We start from the raw sequence: 22,343 nt of genomic DNA, 5'->3' as shown, positions 1-22,343 counted from the left end.
TTACATGCTGAATAATTGGCTTGATTTTATACACCTTGAAAGACTAAATTAAATTAATGATATTTGTTTTGAATAAGCAAAATTAATACTTATAACCTTCTTTTCACAGGTAGTCATTAATGTTGGATTACGACGCGCTTCGATGCTTTCATGAAGTGTTACGCTACGGCGGATTTGAAAAAGGTGCACAGGCCCTAAACCTCACCCAGTCGGCGGTATCGCAAAAAATAAAACGGCTAGAGCAGAGTGTCGGCGGCCCAGTGATGGTTCGCACCAAGCCGCTTCGCGCTACGCCACTGGGAAAAGAGCTGCTGGCGCATATTCAAAAAGTAAGCGTATTAGAAGAAGCGCTGAATATACAAAGTGGATTAGAAGCGTCGGCTGCACCTATAAGCGTTGCCGTGAATAACGATGTGCTGGCTACCTGGTTTTCGCAAGTAATGGCCGCGTTTAGTGATAAGCGTGCCAACCCGATTCATATTGTTGATGCGGATCAAACTCAAACCCGAGACATATTACAGCAAGGCCGTGTAATGGCTTGCATTAGCCAAACAGGTACACCCGTTACCGGTGGGCAATCTATAAGACTGGGAACCATGCGCTATCAACTTTATGCATCGCCTCGCTTCATTGAGCGATACCTGCATAAAGAAATATCCCCCCAGAGCGTGATGAGTACACCGGGTTTGCTGTACGACGAATACGATGTGACTTTGCTGACTGATTATCAACGAGAGTGTTTAAACATAGCCCCCTCTTTTACAACTTGTCATTGGTATCCATCGTCTCATGGCTTTGTCAAAATGGCGCTAGATGGCGTGGTGTGGGCTTTGCTACCCACGCTTCAAGTTGAACAAGAGGTTAACGAAGGCGATCTCGTTCCGTTATTTCCTCAAAAAGAGCTTGGTGTACCGTTATTTTGGCATTGGACAACCCTTGAATCGGCAGCGCTTGCCGACTTGACCAAAGCCGTAAAGAATATAGCGAAAGCGCAGCTTAAATGACCCTAATACACTGCGTGTGTGATACGTTGCTGGAAGGTTAATTAAGAAGACGCCAATTGAGCCGTCTTATGCTTCTCCTTAACGCTGTACATCAGTTTATCTGCTTTATTTAACAGAGTGGTGAGATCTTTGCAGCGTTCATTTGTGATATATGTGCCTACGCTTGCCGTAACAGAAATAACAACGTTATCGGTTCTAATATCCCTTTCCAGCAGACTGGCTTCTATGCGCGCAGCCAAGCGCTCAGATTGTCCTTCACTGTAACAGTGGCTTAGCACCACAAATTCATCGCCGCCAAGGCGCCCTACTGCATCTTGGTCTCGGCATCGGCTCAGCAGAATTTTAGCAATAACCTGCAGCACCTTATCGCCACAATGGTGCCCATATTGATCGTTAATCTCCTTGAAGTTATCAACGTCGATAAATAGCAAGGTCAAATACCCTCCTTCCTTGTTGAAGTTAGTAAGCAGGCTTTGTGCTATTCCTTCCCATCCACTGCGGTTTAGCACTTTACACAAGGAATCTGTAGACGCACGTTTGAATGCACTAAGCCTGTCGTCATCGAGCTTTTTTACCTTTCTCGACGTGGCAATAGCAAAAATAAACGCTTCAATAGTTATTCCCACAATAAGTCCGTAGCGGTACATAAACGCTGACACGTCTGAAAAAACCAATCGAAACATCATGGAAAACACCATGACAGCAATACCCATTAATACTAAGTTTGAGCAATGTACTTTGCGGTAGGCGGCATAAACACAGCTTGATAGCGTACAGGTCATTGTTATCAGCGTGATAAGACTTAGCGTACTATTTACTCTCATCGCATCAGAAGTGGACAGAATGATCTGCACAAATGAAAGTGCCAGTGCCGAACACGCCATTCCCAGGATAAACTGGCGCTGCCATACTTTTAGCAGTGCTTTAAAATCGAGTAGTTGATCAAGAAACTTTACCGCAGCAAATACCGTGATCCCTGCGAATAACAGATGCAGTTTAAAGTTCGAGAAAAAGGCGACATGGGGAAACGCAATGTTCAGTAACCCTTCTTGAAGCAAAAAGAAAATTGCCGCACTGAGCACATAGAAACTGTAGGAGTAAAAGCCGTAGTTGCGCATACTTGTTCCCAGCATTCCGACGTACAAGGTTAACGCTAAGCAAAAGCCGATAAACAAGCTCAATGTGAAGGTATGTATTGACGCCAACGTCTGAAAATCATTTAACGTAGCGATATTTAGCCTGACAGGTCGCTCTACCTGAGAGTTAATATCCAAAAATAGACGCTTATGGGTATTATCTATTGCATAGGACTCAAATGCGCCGGTTAACTTGGGGACTTTTTGCATCTCGCTGTCATACAGCTGATTATAAGAAAGGTAGTTTCTTGGGAAATAGAGAACGTGAGTCGCGTTGACATCGCAGCTTAACGAAAGACGCTGTGCACCTTCTTTAAGTACGATAGACAGAGCACTATCGCTATCAGTATCAGAAGTACCATTTTCAGCATTAATGACGCACGCTGCATTGGCAAACGTGCCGAACGTCAGCAAAATCAACCCAAACGACAAGCGAACAAAATTACGCGACACTCCACATGCCATAGATTTGCTTCCTACTGGTACCGCAGCTAAATCCGTGTAGCAAAAATATCCCTGTACGGCTATTACACAAAGATGAGTTATGAGTATTTATATTCTGGTATAAAAACTCACACCCATTAAGCTTAGTTTAAAAATGTGAGAACGCTGAAAAATATCCTGCGGAATGACAAGAAATGTATATTTTTCCTATGCGGAGTTAGCTGCTAGCGCCGTCGAAGGAAAAATCAATACCACTAACACCATTTAATTTGGGCTTTGCGAACAAGAACCCCTGAAATCTTTGTACACCCGCATGCTGCAACCACAGCCACTCATCAATCGTTTCGACGCCTTCTACCACCAAGGGAATTCCCATAGAGTTGGCAAACTCGAGTACAGCCTCGGTTATTGCTTGTCGATGCCCGCTTTCGTGAATGCCTGTCGTTATTTTTCTATCTAATTTAATTTTGTCTGGTGTGAAGTCTGCGAGTAACGATAACCCTGCGTACCCTGCGCCGAAGTCATCTATAGCGACTCTCATGCCTCGTGAACGGATCTGCTCTATTGCTTGGTAAAATGTGTCACTTTCGCTGATTATTTCTGTTTCGGTAACTTCAATAACAAGCTGCTGTGGTTTCAATTTATTGCGTTTAACCAATTCGTGAAGGTAGTCTGCGACGTTGACGGTGGAGGTAATCGCTCTGGGGCATAAATTGATGGATAAAGACTGGTCTGAAGATAGCAACGCAGCGCCTTGCTTAATTGCTATAGCTTTGCTTTTCAGGTCAAAATCGTACTTTTCCGGCCCAACCAGCTCCTCCAAAATAGTCTCAGGGTATCTCCCATCGTTACTTCTGATTAGGGCTTCAATTGAAAAGACACGAGCTCTGTAGGTATCCACAATAGGCTGAAAGGCAAACTGAATGTCAGAGTTTTCGAAGGGTTTAACTGCTTTCTCTGACGTCGCAACGTTAGCTCTTACGTCTTTGCGCGCGTTATCACTTAAACAAGTTCGCCATTTCCCAGAAGCAAAGCTGTTGAGAAGCGCAAATATCCGGCTTTCCCGGCTAATATTAATGTCCGAAGGTAACCAATAGCAGCGGCTTCCTTCTGCGACAGAAAGCGTTCTTAAATGCCAATCTCCAAAATCGCGTTTGTGAATGACCATTTCGGTCACTTTCATAATGTTGCTGTGACGACTGTCTGTTTTTATATGTTCGAAAAGCCCGTTTACCTTCTCACAATCTCCTTCAAGCACTTGAAAGAAGTATTCCCCATCAAACAAAAGAATACCTGTAATGTGGTTTTTCGCATTAAATGGCAGTGAATCGTTTGTTATTTTAAGAAGTTCATTTTCATCAATTTTTACCATCGACTGACTTCTGTAAACTAACTGCTTAAGCACGGGTTGCCTCTTGTTAAACTTTGTTTTCATCCCTGCTTCGAACTAGCTGCAACCTCTTTTTACAGCTTTTTTATCATAGTGTGGGGCAAAGTATAGTCTTAGAAACGAGAATCTCGCAAAGTCGGTTTAGGTAACTTTGCTTAACTTAAATTAACGTCTTTCAATGGCGGGAATCTCAATATATGCATCGGGATCAGATTCTTTTAGCGCATTAAGTTTACGTTTTCTTGTCGCTCGCTCATCAATAGTTTCACCAAAAACCTGTACATGTAAGTCGGCAATCAGCGCCTTGCCCTGTTCATTGGTAATTATCCCTAGAAGCTCGCCAGCGTGCATAAACCCTTGTACTCGATATTTCTCAGCATCGACCTTTTTACCGTTTTTGCTGGCTGTATAAAGCGCGATAAGCTGTTCGGAACAAGCATCTAAAAAACGTACCTTCTGTTTCTCATCAATCATTATCTTATTCTTTCCTTCGGTGGCTTGTATTCAGACACCTTAGCGAGATTTTGATGTTATGGGTAGATGTAAGCTTAACTATGCGCCTAACGCCGACTAAGTTAGGCCTATCGATTACTTCAACTAAAGTTCATTGGTGAAATAGCCGTTTGATGCCTACGCTCTCATTAGTGCTAGAAAGAAACTTTCTAGGTAGTCACCGTTAAATTTATGTGAGCATCACTATGCGAGTTCAAATAGCGTTAGGCTTGGTTGCTGCCTTGGTATTTGCCCCCGTTGTTGTTGCAAAGGGAAATGCTCATCATTGGGAAACGTCACCCCATCATCTATCTGCATTGGTAGGTACCACTTACACAAAAGAGTGCGGAAACGCATTTACAATAGGTGTCGATTACGAATACCGTGTGAGCGACTTTTTAGGCGTAGGCTTTGTGGCTGAATACGCGTTTGAAGACTTAGACGCTTATACCTACTTGCTTGTTGCTGACCTGCACATTACCAATAATTTTATTGCACAAATAGGCCCTGGCGTTGAGTTCCACGGCAGCCATAAAATGGAGGTAGCCCGGTTAGGCTTTTTGTATGAGTTTGAAGTATCGGGGGTTACCATATCGCCGCAGCTTCATTACGACTATCATCGAAATCATAAAAGTGCAGTGGTTGCTGGTCTGGCAATTGGTATGTCGTTTTGATTACAGCGCAATTCTGCGCCGTTTTTAGCTTTTTATTTGACGAAGGCTTTTAATCTAACGTTAATCTTCTAGAAAGTTCTTTTTAAGTAAGTCTGTTTAGTCTTATCTGTGTTCAATTATCAGACTGAGAGACTACGATGAAAAACTTAGCTTTAGCACTAACCGCCCTTCCCTTTATTGCTTCAGCATCCAATGCAGTTGCATTTGAAAAAGGCGACATTCTCGTCCGAGGTGGCTTTGCCACGGTTGCACCTGATGAATCGTCTTCAAACATTAACGTGGGTGATGACTTTGGTTTTGGCCTGACCATTGATAACAACACGCAGTTGGGCCTCACCGCGGCCTATTTCATCACGGATAGGGTTAACGTAGAAGTATTAGCCGCAACGCCGTTCACACATGACGTTAATTTCGCTATCGATAACCCATTAGGAATAGGTAACCAGCTAGGCGAAGTAACCCACCTTCCGCCCACAGTGACGGTTAACTATTACTTTAACGATCCATCAAGTGCTTTTCAGCCCTATGTGGGTGCGGGTCTAAACTATACGTTTATTTATGACGAGCAATTTACGGGAGCTAATGAAGAGGCAGGGCTTAGTGACTTATCTCTTGATAACTCGTTTGGCTTAGCCGCACAAGTGGGAATAGACTGTCAGTTAAGCGAAAGATGGTTTTTGAATGCCGCCGTTCGTTGGATAGACATAGACACAGAAGCAAGCTTTAACCTAGGTGATACCCGGGGCTCAGTGAGCGCTATTGAAATTGACCCCTTTGTCTATGCTATTTCGCTAGGTTACCGGTTTTAGGTAACCGTTTAATTCTTTGCTTTCCGCAAAGTGTACGACAATTTGGAGCGTGGTGAGGTTCTTGAGCTGAAGTAATTATAACGAAGACAGATGAAATTAGAGCGAAGACGAACTAACTTATATCAATACCATACAAATCCATACAATGTTGAATATTAATGGATTATGTCTTTGTCTTCGTTTTTTAATCCGCTATGTTGCTCTCTCTTCTGTTATTTAGTCCAGTTTTCGTTGGATTACTCTTCAACAGTAACAAGTTTTGAAATGTTATAGCTATCTAGGTCGTCTCTAATTTCGGTAGTAATATCGAGGTATAGAGTAGGGCTCTTTATAAAATCTTCCCACTTAATGGACTGAATGTATGAGTGTCTACCTGTATAGACTGTTCCACCAACATGTTCATCACACTCTTGTAAATCTGGATATTTTTTATTAAACATATTCCTTCTTTATGCGCCATGACGGCCAAAATCGCGGTTGACGGTCTTTTTCCCCTGAACGTGCCCGTTATCGCACTTTTCGCAAACTCACCGACCACCCTCTGGCGCTGCCCCAAGAAACGCAATGGATGCCTCAGCGCTGGGATAGCGCATTCGTGATAAGCTCCAAGTCTAAGGTGGAGCACACTTGCTTAAACCGTGAAGCGCTCCTTTCCCACAACGGGCCTATGCCAAACGATAATGGAGCTTGAGTAGCATGACAATCCTGGGAGCCCAGGCGCGGCTGGCGCAAATCGTCGAAGCGCTGGCGCGATTGGAAGAACAAAAAACGGCGTTGCTTAATGAACGTAGTGCGCTTTTGCAACAAAGTATGGCGCATCAAGCACAGTACTTCAGTCAATCTGAGACACCCGAGGCCAAGGTTGCCCTGTTTAAGCAATACTTTCGAGGACGCGAAGATGTCTACCCCTTCCGCTGGGAGTCTAAGCAAGGCAAAGCCGGATACAGCCCTTCCTGTGCCAATGAATGGCAAGCTGGGATCTGCAACAAGCCCAAAACGGCATGTTCAGAATGTGCCCACCAAGCCTTCCATCGCTTTGATGACAGTGCCATTAATGCCCATCTTCGAGGGCAACGCACGATTGGGATCTACCCGTTAACGGCGCAAAATGAATGTTACCTGTTAGCGTTTGACTTCGATAAAACGGACTGGTTTGAGGCAATATCGGCACTGCGAAACGTGTGTGAGTCACTGTCTATTGGCTACTTAGTTGAGCGTTCCCGTAGTGGACAAGGCGGTCATTTATGGCTCTTTTTTGAAAAAGCGACAGACGCAAAATCCTCACGCCAATTGGGCACAGCGTTGCTCAATCTGACCATGGACACATACCCGGCCCTTAACTTTGACTGTTTTGACCGCATGTTTCCCAACCAAGATGTCTTACCCAGCGGCGGGATGGGGAACCTCATTGCATTACCGTTACAAAAGCAGCCTCGCTTGTCGGGAAACGCCTGCTTTATTGATACTGACGGGGGTGTTGTCGAAGATCAATGGCAAGCACTGGCGGCGACGGGCAAACTATCACCTGACACTATACGGCAACTACTCGAGCGTCTCGCCGATTATGTGGACGTGGAACCGCAAGTCGCCGAGTTAAAACCCTGGGAAAAATCGACGACCCTTAATACGCCCAAAATTGACGACTGCCCCGCGACAATCGACATCGTCGTGGCTGACAAGCTGTATATTGCTATTGCGGTTTTACCCAACAAACTGGTCGCAACGTTAAAGAAGTTAGCGGTGTTTGCCAATCCTGAATTTTTTAAACGCCAGGCGATGCGATTTTCAACGATTGGCGTACCTCGCTATCTGTGTGCGGCGCACATTGAATCGGGCTATCTGCACCTGCCCAGAGGACTAAAAGGACAAGTTGAAGCGTTACTGGAACAACAGGCTTGTACTATCCGATATCAGGATAAACGCTATGCTGGTCAGCGACTCCCGGCCCTGCGTTTTGAGGGCACGCTTCGCAGCCAGCAAGCGAAAGCGCTAAAAGCCTTACTGGAGAATGAACATGGACTGGTCATTGCGAATACGGGGTTTGGTAAGACCGTTGTTGCACTGGCATTAATCGCCAAACGCGCAGTCAATACATTGGTATTAGTGCACAATAAGGCGCTGGCGGAACAATGGATTGAGCGATGCAAGATATTCCTCAAAGACGCTGAGATGGGATCTCTCCTGGGCGGGAAGGATAAATTAAACGGACGGATCGACGTCGCGACGTATCAAAGCCTGATCAGTAGAAATGGCATTGATATTCATGACAAAGTAGATAGCTATGGGCAAATTATTGTCGATGAATGCCATCACATTCCGGCCTCAAACTATGAAACGTTGTTAAAGAACGTCGCGCCTCAATTCTTGGTTGGCTTTACCGCGACGCCCAAAAGACAAGATGGGTTGGAAAAGCTAATGTATTTTCAACTTGGTGCGGTGTTATTTGAGTCTAAACCAGCGTCGTTAACATTCAGTCAAACGGCCTATTGCTGCGACACCCAAATCGCTTTTCCAGCGACTTGGGTGGATGGTTCGGAGCCGGTAAAAATCACCCAACTGTATCAATACCTGCAAGATAATGCGTCTCGAAATCAGCTCATCACGCGCAGCATTGCCCAGGCAATAGAAGCCAAGCGTCAATGTCTGGTGCTCAGTGAACGTAAAGAACATATTGCAATACTCAGCGAGCAATTAAATACACAAGGCATCAATACCATTGAGCTGCATGGTGGTGTGAGTACTAAGATCCGTAAACAGCGGATTGAACTGATTCAGAAGGGATTACCTGAAAGGACTGTCATCATTGCGACGGGTAAATATGTGGGGGAAGGCTTTGACCTGCCTTATCTGGATACCTTGTTTTTGGCCCTCCCAATTTCCTGGAAAGGGATTGTTGCCCAGTACGCTGGCCGTATTCAGCGTCACCACCCAAATAAAACAGAGGTCACGGTGCACGATTATGTTGATGACTTTCCCATGTTACAACGAATGTGGAAAAAGCGTGCCAATGGATATAAGGCCGTTGGGTACAGTGTCAAAAAGATCGGTAGCGGCACAACTAACAAGCTTCTTTGACCCAGAATGCTAATCCATGTTTATCTAACTGGCTGCATAATTCGAAGTGTACCCCGTGGTATTTTTAATTCTTTTCTCGTTGATACCTACGATACATTACCCCTAATCATGAGCCGTTAATCGGCTCGCCAAAATCGCCAGAGCGGCTTGTTGATTGAGATGCTGTGACGGCAATACCACGGAGCGGACAATTAAACCGGTAGGCACATGCAGAACTTCTACCCCGACATGGGTGGCAGCCAAGCGGGTGGTCGGCGATGGGATGATCGTAAAGACCAAATCAGCGGCAAACGACGACGGCATCGGCATGTCCTTACTTTCGCATGCGCTCGACCGTCAGGCCGTGGGCCTGGGCGAATGCTAGGACTTTGCCTTCAGTCGCGACCACATCATGCTGATAGCGACAGCAGAAAGCGATCCAACGTTGTTCCGGTTTGAAGACTGCTCGCACATCATTCAAGCCATGATCAATGCCATATTGAGTGGTATCGATGGGCACGGCCTCATGGGCGTGAAAGTGTTCCTGCGCAAACTGGGTCAGCAGAGGGCGAGGCTCCGTGTCTGCACCCACCTTCCATACAAAATTGCAATACACTGTCATGGTGTCTCCTTTATGCTGGGTCGAGGGAAACATCACTGACCCGGATACGTTGCACGGTCACGTGTGCCGCACGCCACTTTGCCAGTTCGCTGTCCAATAACACCCGTTGTAATGAGCGCACGCAGCCCTCTTTGAGTGGATGCAGTATCGAGATCTCCCCATTTGAGGCCGTCCAATGATAGCTACCTTCTTTCGTATGGATAGGTACAGCACCTTGTATTGCGCAGTGAACGCTAATCGAATTGTCATTGAAGAGCGTGACTAGACAAACCTGGGGAGCGGCGTTGTTAGCGGTTAGTGTGTAAAGTAGCCAACCATCGGGGTAAGTGAGCACGTCATGCTATCGTGTCAGTGGTATCTCTCTTTACGCTAGTATAAGGTAAGGATTAGATCAATAGTCTCTTATAAACAATGAGTTAGTATCACTTTGATACTAACTCCCGCACGGACTGTGGTCTGCGGCTATGTGCTTGTTATTACGCTAGAACTTAACATGGACTCGGATAAACGGCTGGTCAATAGGCCCATTTGAAGGCCACGACTGACGCGTTAAAAGAGGAGAGGGAAGGAGGAGCCACAAGATCGTGGTGTGATTGGGACAGTGTTGTGTTTGCAGGTGCGACCGTTGTATCAGAATGAATTTTTTGTGCTGAATAGGGATTACTGTTTTGCTTTAATATACATGAGGTTATGTTTGAAATTTTCGTTGTGTTGTGAGTTAATACTTTGAAGATAATAGATGAATGTGGTTGACGGGCGGCATGCATATCACTACTATTATAAGCAACACGCTCGCCAAGCCTCTTAACAATGCTCAAATTGTGCGGGCTTTTTTATGCCTGAATTTTACGTCATGGAAGATAAGGCATAATGAATCAATTCAACAAACCCGCGGTTAGTATTACAGAACAAATCGGCATTCTTCAGCACCGCGGTCTAACCATTCAAAATCCAGAACGTGCGGAAAGATATTTAGAAGTAATAAGCTATTTTCGCCTTAGCGCATATATGCGCCCATTCCAAAAGAATATAAACGAACAAGTTGTAGATCATCAATTCAAAGATGGAACTGAATTTAAACAAATAGTGGACTTGTACGCTTTTGATAGAGAATTGCGGCTGCTCATTATGGACGCTATTGAGAGAGTAGAAGTTGCAATCCGAGCTACCTTGAATAACGTTATGGCTAACAAGCATCAAACTGATGATATATGTAGTGGCTCCCACTGGTACTTGAATGAATCATTATTTAAATCCTCATACCAGCACAAACGACTGTTGAAAGAAATCGAAGATAAGCAATCAAAAGAATCCAACGATCTTCAGAGAGATGTAAAAAAGATTGAACGAACTTCCGTTTCTGCCGAAGTTAAAGATCGGCGGATTGAAAGAAGAGTCCGAGAGAATTATGCCCGCTTCTACCAACATACATATGATTCTCCTAAGTTAATGCCAGGTTGGGCGATGGTGGAAGAATTAACTCTTGGGAGTATATCTCACCTATATCGAGGGCTAGCAAAAGATAATGACCGTAAAGATATCGCTAGAAGATTTGACTTACCTCAAGAGGTTCTTGAAAGTTGGTTGCATACGCTAAACTTTGTGAGGAATTGTTGCGCACATCATAGTCGACTTTGGAATCGAGAATTGTCTGTTCAGCCTAAGATTCCAAATGGTGATAATTGGCAGTTGCCAGACAGACTTGAGCCCAGCCAAGTTCAGCCTAAGCGTCGTATTTATATGGTGTTACTTATGTTAGGTCACCTAATGAGGCAGGTTAGTCCAGATAGTCAATGGCATAATAAAGTAAAAGCGCTAGTTACACTTCATCCCGAAGTGCCAAAATTTCCTATGGGCTTTCCAGATGATTGGCTCAACCACGAATTCTTCAGTAGTTAAGTATCGCGAGACATCAAAAACATCTCGATGAAATACGGGTTTTGCAAAGTCCATGTGAGATTCAGTAAAATTATTCATACTAGAATGTCTTCGTTTTAATTTGATATTTATAGAAATCGAATGGGTTTTATTCAGAGGTCTATAAGGCTACTTTGTCTTCGTTTTAGTTAAGCCGGTTCATTCTAAACCACTTGCCCTGCTGCCCAACCACTGCTCCATGCCCACTGGAAATTAAAGCCACCGAGCCAACCGGTAACGTCAACCACTTCGCCAATGAAGTACAGGCCTTCGACATTTTTCGCCATCATGGTTTTTGATGATAGGTCATTGGTATCTACACCGCCTATAGTAACCTCGGCGGTGCGATATCCTTCTGTGCCGTTTGGCTTTATTTGCCAATTCTCTAGGGTGTCAGCAATGGCGTCGCACTCGCCGTGAGTCAGCTGTTTCACCGGCACGTTGCGCCAACTATGATACTCAATAAGGCTCTGTACCATACGCTTTGGAAATACTTTATTTAAACAGGTAGCAAGCAATGCGTCTGGCGTCTCTGTGCGTGCAGTCTGTAGAAGCGCCGTAGCATCGTCGTTAGGTAGCATGTTGATACTTAAGCTGTCACCCGCTTCCCAATAGCTGGAAATTTGTAGCATGGCAGGGCCGCTCAACCCTCGGTGGGTAAACAGCATCGCTTCTTTAAACGTAGTGTCGTTGCAGCTGGCATATACATCAACTGCGATACCGCTAAGCTCTGCCAGTGTGTCTTTATCTTTATCGTGCAAGGTAAAGGGAACAAGTGCTGCACGAGTAGGTAATACGTTAAGACCAAATTGCTGCGCTATTTTGTAGCCGAATGGCGTGGCACCTAGCTTGGGCATGCTTAAACCGCCGGTAGCAATTACAAGGGATTCACATTCATACTCACCATTCGAGGTTGTAAGTGAGTACCCACTTTCATTCTTTTCAACACTTAGAATCTCGCAACGAGTAGTAATTGTCACATCCGCTTTGTTGCACTCATTAAGCAGTAAATCGACGATCTCTTTGGCGCTATCATCACAAAACAGTTGGCCCAAGGTTTTTTCATGGTAGGCAATGCCATACTCGGCAACCAAGCCAATAAAGTCCCATTGGGTATAGCGACTTAGCGCCGACTTACAAAAGTGAGGGTTTTGCGAAAGAAAGTTTTCAGGGCCTGCATACATGTTAGTGAAGTTACAGCGGCCACCGCCTGACATCAGGATTTTTCGGCCCACTTTTTTAGCGTGATCGAGCACTTCTACGCTGCGTCCGCGCGCGCCGGCCTGCGCCGCACAAAAAAGCCCTGCAGCTCCTGCACCAATAACAATTACATCGCGCTTGATCACAATTAACCTCTAGGAAAAACGGCCAATGGATGTGTGGTTATTAACTGTACGAAGGCGCGAGTACCGGGCTTTATAGCATTTTCGTGGCTTACTCGTACTTTAAGCTCGTCGCCGCAATCTAAGACAACCGCGTAAAGCCGACTTTCGCCTTCGTAGCGTACCCATTCAACCGTACAGTTAGTTTCACTTAGTGCAGCATCTAAGCTTAAATCGTCAGGGCGTACCAACAAGTCTACGTTGCCGCTTGCACCTTGAAGCGGTGTGCCCGGCACATTACCAATATCGGTAACCACTGTTTTGTCTGTATTTGCTGCGCTGCTATCGAACGTCGCACTTAAGAAGCTCGCTTCGCCCATAAAACGCGCCACAAAACGGCTGGCAGGAGAAGAGTAACAGGCTTCAGGTGTGTCTAATTGCTCAAGCACACCTTTATTAAGTATACCCACTCTATCGCCAACGCTTAGCGCCTCTTCTTGATCGTGCGTTACCCAAATAGCAGGTACGCCTGCTTTTTTTAAGGCATCGCGAATTTCCCAGCGCAAGCTGTCTTTTAGCGCAGCATCAAGGTTTGAAAGGGGTTCGTCTAGCAATACAAAGGAAGGTTCGTGAGCTAGCGTTCTTGCTAGCGCAACGCGCTGCTTTTGACCGCCAGAAAGACGTGCAGGTTTTGCATCGCGGAAGTTATCTAGGCCTAATAATTGAAGCCAATGATCGGCCAGCTTAGTGTCTTTTAAACGAAAGCAAACGTTCTGCTGAACGGTAAGATGAGGAAACAACGCAAAGTCTTGAAACACCATACCCACGTTACGCTTTTCAGGCGGAACATGTTTGTTTGCTGTACTTTCCCATTCACCTAGGCTCATAGCACCTTCTGAAATAGGAATAAGCCCAGCCAACGCTTGCAAAATGGTGGTTTTACCGCAGCCGGTTGGCCCCACCAGCATCAGGATTTCGTCTTGTCCAAGCTCAAGATTTAACTTGTCGACAACGCGGGTAGACCCATAATTCACAGACAAATTATTTACACTAAGCATTACGAACGATCATCCTCGGTAACGGTAAACTGGGCTTTTCTTTCGCCCGACAGCATGAGAATTAATCCCACACCTGATAATAAAACAAGTAAAAGCCCTGGTACGGCTGCGCGGCCAAAGTAACCCGCTTCGTAAACTCGCCACATATAGGTAGCTAAGGTTTCAAATCCTGTAGGTCCTAACATAAGCGTTGCAGGTAGTTCGCGCATGGCTTCTAAGAACACAAGCGCTGCACCCGCAATCATACCACGAAGGGTTAACGGCAGCGTAATTCGCACAAATGCCTCACGCGGGCTAGCGCCCAGCACGCGAGCGGCTTTTACCAGACCTGAATCAATATTCTCAGCCGTACTTCTTACACTTCCCACAGCAAGTGGGATAAAGCGCAGTACATAAGCCATCACAAGCAGACTTAACGTTTGATAGAGCGCGGGCAACTGCAGGCCAACATAAACAAGGGCCGTCCCCATTACGATACCCGGAACCCCAAAGCCAAAATAAGTAATGCGCTCCATAAAGCGTCCAGCTTTTCCGGCAATAGCGGCGTGAGCCACCGGAATGGCTAGTAATACAGCAACAATCGCTGCAATAAATGACGCATGAGCTGAGTTCCACGCATAGCTAAATTCAAAACCGCCGGCGCCTTCTCGCACTAACCACAGCGTAAAAATAGCAAGGGGAAGTACAATAGCCATAAATACCACCGGCATAGTAGCCAGCAACATTAGGTTTCGCTGCCAGCGAGCAGGAAACAACGATAAATGCTTACCTGGGCGCTCTTGAGCGCCACTAATACGACTTTCTATAAATAGAATAAGCCCAACAATAACCATTAGCTGAAGGCTCAGCATGGCGGCTTGACTAAGACCGAAGGCGTTATACTCAACAAAAATAACTCGGGTAAAAGTGTCGAAGCCCATTATTGCAGGCGTACCAAAATCGGATAACGCATAAAGTGCAGCAAGGAGTGCCCCTGCGGCAACGCTATTCACAACACGCGGTAAAACCACTCGCCATAAGCTTGCGCCTAAGGTTAACCCTAGCGTGCGCGCCGCGTTAACCAAGCTTGCATCTAAACTCAGTAAGCTTGAACGGGTTGTCATCACGACGAATGGATAAGTATAAAGGCTCATGACCAGCGCAGAGCCCCAAAGGCCGCTGATAGGTGGCGTGCTAATTCCCAGTACGTTTTCAATTTCGCCACCTGTGCCAAATGAAAAGTACATGGCAAATGCGCCAATGTAGCTTGGTAGTGCTAATGGCGCGGCAAGTAAAATGAGCCAAAACCGCTTAAATGGCATCTGCACATAAGCGGTTAAAAAGGCAAGCGGTACTCCGATAAGTACAGAGCCAATAATGGTAAGCACCACCAATGACACCGTGTTCGCTAGTACCCTTAGGTTATGGGTATCGAAAAGTTGCGCACTATCTTGAGCTAGAGAAAACAAAACGCCGACGGGCAATAAAGCCATCAGCGCGATAAGAAGTGCCAGTGGATACGACTTTGGCCAATTTGTCACAGTACGCCAACTTCCCTCATAAGATTAAGTGTAGGGCGTAAGTCAGCCAGTTTACGAAGGTCCATTTCAGGCGGTGACAGCGTACTTAGGTCAGCTAAGCCTTGCGGCTGTTCAACCCCTTGAACCAGAGGGATTTCGTAGGCTTCGCGAGCAAGATAAGACTGAACTTCGTGCGAAAGCAGGTAACGAATAAAGTTAACCGGCAAGTCACCGTCGCTCAATGCCACAATACCAGACGCATTTACTAGGCAACCTGCGTCGCTTTTACTGTACGCAAGCGCTACGTTTGCGTTCGGCTTACCTGATTTAAGGCGAAGGGTGTAGTAGTGATTCGCAAAGCCGATATCGACTTCACCACGTTCAACGCCCATCACTACACCAAGTTCGCCTGCGTACTTTTTCGAGTGCTTATTAATGCCTTTAAGCCATGATTTAGTGGCTTTATCGCCCTCTAAAATGCGCATTGCAGTGACAAAAGACTGAAACGATGAGTAGGCGGGTGCCCAGCCAATTTTTAAATCGCTGTCGGCTAATGCCATCACGCTTTCAGGGATTTGCTCCGGTTTAACACGCTCAGTGTTATAAGGCAGTGTACGCACACGACCTGTTACCGGTGACCAGCTCGGATACTGAAAATCTTCACGCAGCTGCGCAGTAAGGTCGTCTGGCAACGGCTTAGCCGCGCCAGCATCAGTAACCATGCCAATAGAGCCCGTGTCTACGGCCCAGAAAAGGTCGGCGCGTTTAACGCCTGCCTTAGTCTCAGCGACGATGGTGTTGGCTAATGCCGCAGAGCCGCCGCGTCTTATTTTAAGATTAAGCTTTGGATTGCGCTTTTCGATGGCCTTTAGAACATTCTCGTACAAGCCACCTTCACCACGACCTAAGTAAAGTGTGAGATCACCTTCCAATTTAGGCAGTGACTCAACTGACACACTGCCTGTTTGTGTCATAGCGTGAGCAAGACTAAACGGCAAACCAGATAATGCACCGGCCGCTGCTAAGCCTTGTAAGAATGTTCTACGTTGCATACACCTTCCTTAAAATACGTCTTTACGACTTTGTTCTACTTCAACCAAAAGTGCGCGAGCGCGGTCAAGTTTGGCCTGCATAGACTCTACGACCTTACGAACTGAATCAACGCCAGTGTCTTTTGAGATAGCTTGTGGAAGCGTTACGTTAAAGTCTTTCTCCAAGTCTTCAACCAAAGCTGCGTTTTTCGCAATCAAATCACCTTCCACACCTTCAAATCGTTGAAGGTAAGTATCGTGAACGAGTGTAGTTGCTACTTCGTGAAGCTGTTCCGCGTACTTAGCAACAACACGATCAAGACGTGTTTTAATATCGTCGATAACTTCAGGGCCTGTGGTAGGTTCTTTTTCGGTGGTTTGAACCTTGTTCACTAAGCCTTTCTTTTGATACTGGGACGCAAGTTTAACTGCGCCTAACGCCTGCCACAAGGCATGATTTAGCTTCTCTTGCTCTACGCGCACGTCTGCAACAGGCTTGCCTTCATCAATGGCGACTTTCACACCATAAATACCTTGCCAAATAGAGGCGTAAATAGGCACATACTGGGTTTCGATAGCAGAGTGAAAATCCACCTCTTCCCAATACTCAATCAGTGCATCGGTCTTAAGCGATTTATCTTTTGCTTCATATGCATCAACAACACTGCCAAACTTGCTCTCTAACCAATGTACCTCTTCCGTATATTCGCCGATGTGCGCGTGAAGATTGTTCACGTGATCGCCAATGGCACCGTTAGCAAGCGCCTGAGAAGATAGCATCGAGAAAGTGACCGCAGAAGCCAGTACCAAAGCACTCATTTTTTTCAGTGTTGTTGTCATAATTATTCCTAAAACGTTTGTCTTTTCACGCAAATGATACTTATTATCATTAAGCAAGTAAAGGTAACTGAACGAGCCCACATGCTAAGTAACGTAGTGTGTTAGCCCTTATTTTTTCTGCACTTTCGACACAGAATACTGCATGTTAGTTCATTAACCTTCACTGAACGTACTGATATTCAACGCTATTTACAGAGCGCCAGATCATACATAGGTTACATTTTAATGAAAATGGCAACCAAGTATACGCTTAAGTAAAGAATACCAAGCCGCATAGATAGTTGCCCACTCAGAAGCTTGCCAGACCTTCTCGAAGGGCGAGTAATTAACTATGCGGACTGGTATTAACGAATATTCACAAACATCTAAATAAAAAAAGCCCGCAACCGTGGTTGCGGGCTTCTTGATATCTTAATGCCGTGCTTGCCGGTTTAAAGGCTATCTAGCATGCTTTGCGCATCGCTTACATCGAAACGACCTGGATCTTCAACGTTAAGCTTTTTCACTTCACCATCTTCTACAAGCATAGAGTAGCGCAGTGAGCGCAAGCCACCGAAGTTGCTAGTGTTCATATCTAAGCCAATTTGCTTTGTGAAATGACCATTGCCATCGGCAAGCATAATAATTTCTTCAGCGTTATTCGCTTTGCCCCACGCATCCATAACGAACGCATCGTTAACAGACAGGCAAATGATGCTATCTATCCCTTTGGCTTTAATTTTGTCTGCAAGCGCCACATAGCCCGGCAAATGAGCTTGTGAACAGGTTGGCGTAAACGCCCCTGGTACTGCAAACAACACAACGCGCTTGTCCGAGAAAAGTTCATTAGTGCCTGGGTTTGTCACTTCTCCATTGACTAAAAGACCGAAATCCACCTCGGGCAAGGTGCTACCAACTTGTATCATGTTGTTCTCCTAGGGTTTTTGACACAAATACACATCAAATCTATGTTTTTTACTTTCTATTGCCATGGAGGGTTTCTCTCCTGCCAGCACGTCTGCACTGTTTGGGCGTTTAACCACTACCCGGTGCGTGGCTAGCTTTAGTGCTGGCGGTAACAGCGCATCTGCATCTGGATCGTGACCAAGCAGTTGCTGAAACAGCCGCATTTCCTTTTTCACCAAGGCTGACTTCTTTTTATGTGGGAACATGGGGTCTAAGTAAATAGCGTTCACATTCTCACCAGTGAAGTATTGCATTACCTCAGCACTATTTCCATGTTGAAGCGAGATTTTAGCTGCAAGTTCTGGAAAACTAAGCGCTAATCTGCGAATACCGTCTTCGAGTAAAGCGGCAACAACTGGCGATCGCTCTATCATAGTGACCTTGCAGCCAACGCTTACCAAAACAAAGGCATCACGACCTAGCCCAGGTGTTGCATCTACCACATGCCACGCTTCGTTACCTTTAAGGCCAATGGCTTTAACAATAGGTTCTTTGCGCCCGCCACCGTGCTGCTTGCGATACAAACTAGCGGGCGATGCAAAATCAACCTCTACTGGGTTCACTTTTTTCTCGCCTGCGTCGGCAAGGCCTAGCACGCCGTTTTGTACCTGTAGATACAGGCCTTCGGTAGGCTTTTCACTGCTGCTGACAACAGGAAAACCCCACTTCTCACTGATTGCACTAATTAATTTAGCGTCATCGCTATTGGCGTCATCACAAATGATTAAAGGCACATGATTAAGCATGACCGTACTGCTCCTTGTGCCCTATCCACCTATTAATGATGGCTTGAGCGTGAGAGGGATACTTGTCCCAAAGGGTATAGGCAATTTCCTGAACCTTAGGAATAAGAGCGGCGTCGCGCACAAGATCTGCTATTTTAAGCTCGGCCATTCCGGTTTGTTTTGTCCCCATAAACTCACCCGGACCACGAATTTCCAAATCTCGCTGGGCAATATAAAACCCGTCATTAGACTCACGCAATACGCCAAGGCGCTGAGTAGCGGTTTTCGATAGTGGGCTTTGGTACATAAGTACACACTGACTTTCTACCGCACCACGCCCTACTCGCCCTCTAAGCTGGTGAAGCTGCGCTAGGCCCAAGCGTTCAGGGTTTTCAATAATCATGATACTGGCATTGGGCACATCTACGCCTACTTCAATGACGGTAGTTGCGACCAATAAATCCAGCTTTCCGTCTTTAAAGTCAGCCATAACCTGCGCTTTTTCAGCGGGTTTTAATCGCCCGTGTACCAAGCCAACGTGTAAGTCTGGCAGCGCGGTACGCAGGGTAACCGCAGCGTCTTCTGCTGCCTGACATTCCAACACTTCCGACTCATCAATAAGCGTACACACCCAATACGCTTGCCGACCATTTTCTTTACAGGCCTGACGCACTCGCTCTATCACATCAGCGCGGCGTGTATCCGGCAGCACCACAGTTTGTACCGGTGTTCTGCCCGGTGGCAATTCATCAATAACCGAAGTGTCTAAATCGGCATAGGCCGTCATGGCCAGCGTTCTTGGAATAGGCGTTGCCGTCATGATCAGCTGGTGAGGATAGCGGCCTTGTTGCTCACCTTTATCACGAAGGGCTAACCGTTGATGCACGCCAAAACGGTGCTGCTCATCCACAATAACCAGCGCTAACTGCTGGTAGTTCACGCTTTCTTGGAAAATAGCATGGGTACCCACCAACATTTGAATATCACCGGCTTCTAACCGCGCTAATACTTCATTACGGGCTTTGCCTTTAAGCTTTCCGGCAAGCCAACCTACCTCTATTCCCAAAGGCTCTAGCCATCCGCGAAAGTTATTGGCGTGCTGTTCTGCCAATAGCTCTGTGGGCGCCATTAACGCTACCTGATGCCCTGCCCCAATGGCTGATAACGCTGCCAGTGCGGCAACCAAGGTTTTACCTGAGCCAACGTCTCCTTGAACCAAGCGCATCATGGGTCGCGCATGCTGCATATCTTTTTGAATGTCTTCCACTACCCGAGCCTGCGCCCCCGTTGGTGAGAATGGCAGTTGAGCGAGCATTTTATCGATAAGCGGCTGGTTCACCTTAATAGGAATACCGGGCTGCGCGTCAGATAGCTTGCGTACTTTCAACACACTTAGGTGGTGTGACAATAACTCTTCCAAAATTAACCGATACTGGGCAGGGTGCAACCCCTCTTCCATTTCGTGAACGTCGACATCAGGCGGCGGCCTGTGTACCAGATGAAGGGCCTCGTTCAGGCTTATTTGATTATCGTAAATACCGTCGGGCAGCAAATCGGCCAGCGCCCCTTTATCCAAAAGCTTTAAAGCTTGGTCAGTCAAATTACGAAGGGTTAGCTGTTTTACACCGTCGGTAGTGGGATAAACCGGGGTTAGTGATTCTTCTGATGGTGGCGCGTCTTCATCCACAAGCTTAAACTCTGGGTGCATCATCTCAATGCCCCACTTGCCAGTACGCACTTCTCCAAAACAGCGCACCGTGTTGCCTGGTGTCATGATTGAACGCTGCACCGCACCAAAGTGGAAAAAGCGTAAGGTTATGGTACCAGTACCGTCGCTAAGCTTGACCACCAGCATGCGCTTCTTGCCATATTGAATGTCGGCGCTCATTACCTGGCCCTGCACGCTTACATGAGTAAACGGGCGGCACTCTGCCACGCTATAAATACGGGTTCTGTCTTCGTAGCGGTGAGGAAGATGAAACAGAATATCTTGAAGGGTAAACAAACCTATTTTGTTAAGCTTTTCTGCCACCTTTGCGCCTACGCCTTTAAGCGCAGTAATGGGTGTAGTGGCCAGTGCTTGCATCAAGCGATATCCTTCTTTTGGAACATTAACTATTTAACCTTTGAATTGGCACAAGCTGGTGTTATTCAACATGTTATAGGAAAAGAAGTGTAAAGGATTGTTGAGGGGTTGGCGAGTACGCTTTAGGCCAGTTTTTTACGCTGGCCCCTATACAAGTACGAGCAAAACTAAAAGTGCTACCAATAGGTTAGGCCCTAGTCGGCCTCTAGCGCGTTTGCTTCTGCTTTTGTGATCTGCATTTCTTTCCACCAGCTATCGTCGGCATCCACTTCACCAATGGCGTTAATAGCAGGCAAAGGCAAACCTTTGCGTTGGCAAAGTTTATACAAACGCGGGTAACCATTTTGAAAGGCCAATGCTTGGCACTCTTCTTCTGGTAACTGCTGGGTGTTATACATACCTGCAATAGTACGTTGGCGCTGGGCTTCGTAAAGTACTAGCGCTGCGGCTACCGATACGTTCAACGACTGCACCATGCCCATCATAGGAATAACAATGTCGTGATCGGCAACGGCTTTCGCCTCATCAGAGGCACCGTATTTCTCTTGACCAAACAAAATAGCCGTAGGCTTGGTGTAATCAATATCACGAAAATCGACAGCGGTATCAGATAAGTGGGTTACCAGCACCTGCATACCTTGGCCTTTTAATTCAGCCATCGCGTCGTTGATATTATCGTGATTGGTTTGACGCACCCATTGTTGGCTTCCCATAGCGGTGCCGCGACGAAACTGGTATTTCTTTTCCCACACGGTGTGAACGCGATGAATACCCACTGCATCACAGGTTCTCACTACTGCAGATACGTTATGCGGCTTGTGTACATTTTCAAGGCAAACCGTAAGATCAGTTTGCCTTCTTTCCAGCACTTGTCTTATGCGCTGGTAACGCTCAGGTGACATGGCTTACTCCGGCAGTTCCATTACACCATCAATTTCAATTTGTGCACCTTTAGGCAATGCAGACACCTGAACGGCTGCGCGTGCTGGGTAAGGCTTCGTGAAGTAACGGCTCATGATTTCATTAACCGTTGCAAAGTGACCTAGGTCGATAAGGAAGATGTTCACCTTCACTAAGTCATTTGTAGTGCCGCCCGCAGCGTCACACACCGCTTTAATGTTCTCAAAAACTTGTACAGCTTGCGCTTCAAAGTCGTCAGAAACCATTTCCATAGTTTCAGCAACAAGAGGAATTTGACCTGAAAGATAAACGGTAGTACCTGCTTTAACCGCTTGGCTGTACGTACCAATAGCAGCAGGTGCCTTATCGGTCTGAATAATAGACTTAGACATAGT

At 46.2% G+C, this 22,343-nt stretch carries 21 protein-coding genes; 5 read left to right on the top strand and 16 right to left on the bottom strand.

Features of this window, described 5'->3' with window-relative positions; all coding sequences use genetic code 11:
* The first annotated feature begins 119 nt into the window (after nucleotides 1-119).
* Nucleotides 120-1,004, top strand: coding sequence for an ArgP/LysG family DNA-binding transcriptional regulator (locus tag NO989_RS03610; protein ID WP_371342046.1), 885 nt, complete (start codon nucleotides 120-122; stop codon nucleotides 1,002-1,004).
* Nucleotides 1,005-1,045: 41 nt separating this feature from the next.
* On the opposite strand, the gene NO989_RS03605 is transcribed toward NO989_RS03610, so the two are convergent.
* From NO989_RS03605 to NO989_RS03595, 3 genes are all read right to left on the bottom strand, one after another.
* A complete protein-coding gene (locus NO989_RS03605; protein ID WP_371342045.1) occupies nucleotides 1,046-2,593 on the bottom strand; it encodes a diguanylate cyclase in 1,548 nt (515 codons plus the stop codon).
* A 208-nt stretch (nucleotides 2,594-2,801) separates the two neighbouring features.
* On the bottom strand, nucleotides 2,802-3,989 hold the full coding sequence (locus NO989_RS03600) for a diguanylate phosphodiesterase (protein ID WP_371342044.1): 1,188 nt from the start codon (nucleotides 3,987-3,989) through the stop codon (nucleotides 2,802-2,804).
* 150 nt (nucleotides 3,990-4,139) lie between these two features.
* A complete protein-coding gene (locus tag NO989_RS03595; protein WP_061093934.1) occupies nucleotides 4,140-4,448 on the bottom strand; it encodes a hypothetical protein in 309 nt (102 codons plus the stop codon).
* Between the two features lie 224 nt (nucleotides 4,449-4,672).
* Between NO989_RS03595 and NO989_RS03590 the strand changes: the two genes are divergently transcribed.
* From NO989_RS03590 to NO989_RS03580, 3 genes are all read left to right on the top strand, one after another.
* Nucleotides 4,673-5,140: a hypothetical protein gene (locus NO989_RS03590; RefSeq protein WP_168462695.1), complete on the top strand. Its 468-nt coding sequence runs from the start codon at nucleotides 4,673-4,675 to the stop codon at nucleotides 5,138-5,140.
* Between the two features lie 137 nt (nucleotides 5,141-5,277).
* Nucleotides 5,278-5,949 carry an OmpW family protein gene (locus NO989_RS03585; protein ID WP_371342043.1) on the top strand — a complete coding sequence of 224 codons (672 nt, stop codon included), beginning with the start codon at nucleotides 5,278-5,280 and terminating at the stop codon, nucleotides 5,947-5,949.
* Nucleotides 5,950-6,645: 696 nt separating this feature from the next.
* On the top strand, nucleotides 6,646-9,024 hold the full coding sequence (locus NO989_RS03580; protein WP_371342042.1) for a DEAD/DEAH box helicase family protein: 2,379 nt from the start codon (nucleotides 6,646-6,648) through the stop codon (nucleotides 9,022-9,024).
* Between the two features lie 102 nt (nucleotides 9,025-9,126).
* On the opposite strand, the gene NO989_RS03575 is transcribed toward NO989_RS03580, so the two are convergent.
* The 3 genes from NO989_RS03575 to NO989_RS03565 are packed head-to-tail and all read right to left on the bottom strand — an operon-like array spanning nucleotide 9,127 to nucleotide 9,801.
* Nucleotides 9,127-9,327: a peptide chain release factor-like protein gene (locus tag NO989_RS03575; protein ID WP_152910877.1), complete on the bottom strand. Its 201-nt coding sequence runs from the start codon at nucleotides 9,325-9,327 to the stop codon at nucleotides 9,127-9,129.
* A 10-nt stretch (nucleotides 9,328-9,337) separates the two neighbouring features.
* Complete coding sequence (locus NO989_RS03570; protein ID WP_049587119.1) at nucleotides 9,338-9,625, bottom strand: hypothetical protein; 288 nt, start codon at nucleotides 9,623-9,625, stop codon at nucleotides 9,338-9,340.
* 32 nt (nucleotides 9,626-9,657) lie between these two features.
* Entirely contained in the window at nucleotides 9,658-9,801 is a 144-nt protein-coding gene (locus NO989_RS03565; RefSeq protein ID WP_156080631.1) for a hypothetical protein, read from the bottom strand.
* Nucleotides 9,802-10,495: 694 nt separating this feature from the next.
* Between NO989_RS03565 and NO989_RS03560 the strand changes: the two genes are divergently transcribed.
* On the top strand, nucleotides 10,496-11,524 hold the full coding sequence (locus tag NO989_RS03560; protein WP_049587122.1) for an Abi family protein: 1,029 nt from the start codon (nucleotides 10,496-10,498) through the stop codon (nucleotides 11,522-11,524).
* A 182-nt stretch (nucleotides 11,525-11,706) separates the two neighbouring features.
* Here NO989_RS03560 and NO989_RS03555 read toward each other — a convergent pair whose 3' ends face one another.
* The 10 genes from NO989_RS03555 to NO989_RS03510 all read right to left on the bottom strand — a co-directional run bounded on the left by NO989_RS03555 (nucleotide 11,707) and on the right by NO989_RS03510 (nucleotide 22,340).
* A complete protein-coding gene (locus NO989_RS03555; protein ID WP_239239400.1) occupies nucleotides 11,707-12,888 on the bottom strand; it encodes an NAD(P)/FAD-dependent oxidoreductase in 1,182 nt (393 codons plus the stop codon).
* A 2-nt stretch (nucleotides 12,889-12,890) separates the two neighbouring features.
* Complete coding sequence (locus tag NO989_RS03550; protein ID WP_168533143.1) at nucleotides 12,891-13,922, bottom strand: ABC transporter ATP-binding protein; 1,032 nt, start codon at nucleotides 13,920-13,922, stop codon at nucleotides 12,891-12,893.
* The gene (locus NO989_RS03545) at nucleotides 13,922-15,442 is read right to left on the bottom strand and encodes an ABC transporter permease (RefSeq protein ID WP_371342041.1); all 1,521 of its coding nucleotides are present in this window, start codon (nucleotides 15,440-15,442) and stop codon (nucleotides 13,922-13,924) included. Before NO989_RS03545 ends, NO989_RS03550 begins: the two co-directional genes overlap by 1 nt.
* The gene (locus tag NO989_RS03540; RefSeq protein WP_049587125.1) at nucleotides 15,439-16,473 is read right to left on the bottom strand and encodes an extracellular solute-binding protein; all 1,035 of its coding nucleotides are present in this window, start codon (nucleotides 16,471-16,473) and stop codon (nucleotides 15,439-15,441) included. Before NO989_RS03540 ends, NO989_RS03545 begins: the two co-directional genes overlap by 4 nt.
* Before the next feature lie 9 nt (nucleotides 16,474-16,482).
* Nucleotides 16,483-17,292, bottom strand: a complete 810-nt coding sequence (locus NO989_RS03535) for a hypothetical protein (RefSeq protein ID WP_014947811.1) — start codon at nucleotides 17,290-17,292, stop codon at nucleotides 16,483-16,485.
* 431 nt (nucleotides 17,293-17,723) lie between these two features.
* Entirely contained in the window at nucleotides 17,724-18,197 is a 474-nt protein-coding gene (locus NO989_RS03530; protein ID WP_014996861.1) for a peroxiredoxin, read from the bottom strand.
* A gap of 9 nt (nucleotides 18,198-18,206) precedes the next feature.
* Entirely contained in the window at nucleotides 18,207-18,983 is a 777-nt protein-coding gene (locus NO989_RS03525; protein ID WP_156085719.1) for a class I SAM-dependent methyltransferase, read from the bottom strand.
* Complete coding sequence (gene recG / locus NO989_RS03520) at nucleotides 18,976-21,048, bottom strand: ATP-dependent DNA helicase RecG (protein ID WP_371342066.1); 2,073 nt, start codon at nucleotides 21,046-21,048, stop codon at nucleotides 18,976-18,978. Before recG ends, NO989_RS03525 begins: the two co-directional genes overlap by 8 nt.
* Nucleotides 21,049-21,242: 194 nt before the next feature.
* Nucleotides 21,243-21,950 carry a tRNA (guanosine(18)-2'-O)-methyltransferase TrmH gene (gene trmH / locus NO989_RS03515; protein ID WP_014975317.1) on the bottom strand — a complete coding sequence of 236 codons (708 nt, stop codon included), beginning with the start codon at nucleotides 21,948-21,950 and terminating at the stop codon, nucleotides 21,243-21,245.
* Nucleotides 21,951-21,953: 3 nt separating this feature from the next.
* Entirely contained in the window at nucleotides 21,954-22,340 is a 387-nt protein-coding gene (locus tag NO989_RS03510; RefSeq protein WP_014975316.1) for a RidA family protein, read from the bottom strand.
* Nucleotides 22,341-22,343: the final 3 nt, after the last annotated feature.

Source organism: Alteromonas sp. DY56-G5 (genome assembly GCF_041414725.1).
In the GTDB taxonomy this organism is placed as follows: domain Bacteria; phylum Pseudomonadota; class Gammaproteobacteria; order Enterobacterales; family Alteromonadaceae; genus Alteromonas; species Alteromonas macleodii.
This window is presented reverse-complemented; position numbering and strand designations above follow the sequence as displayed.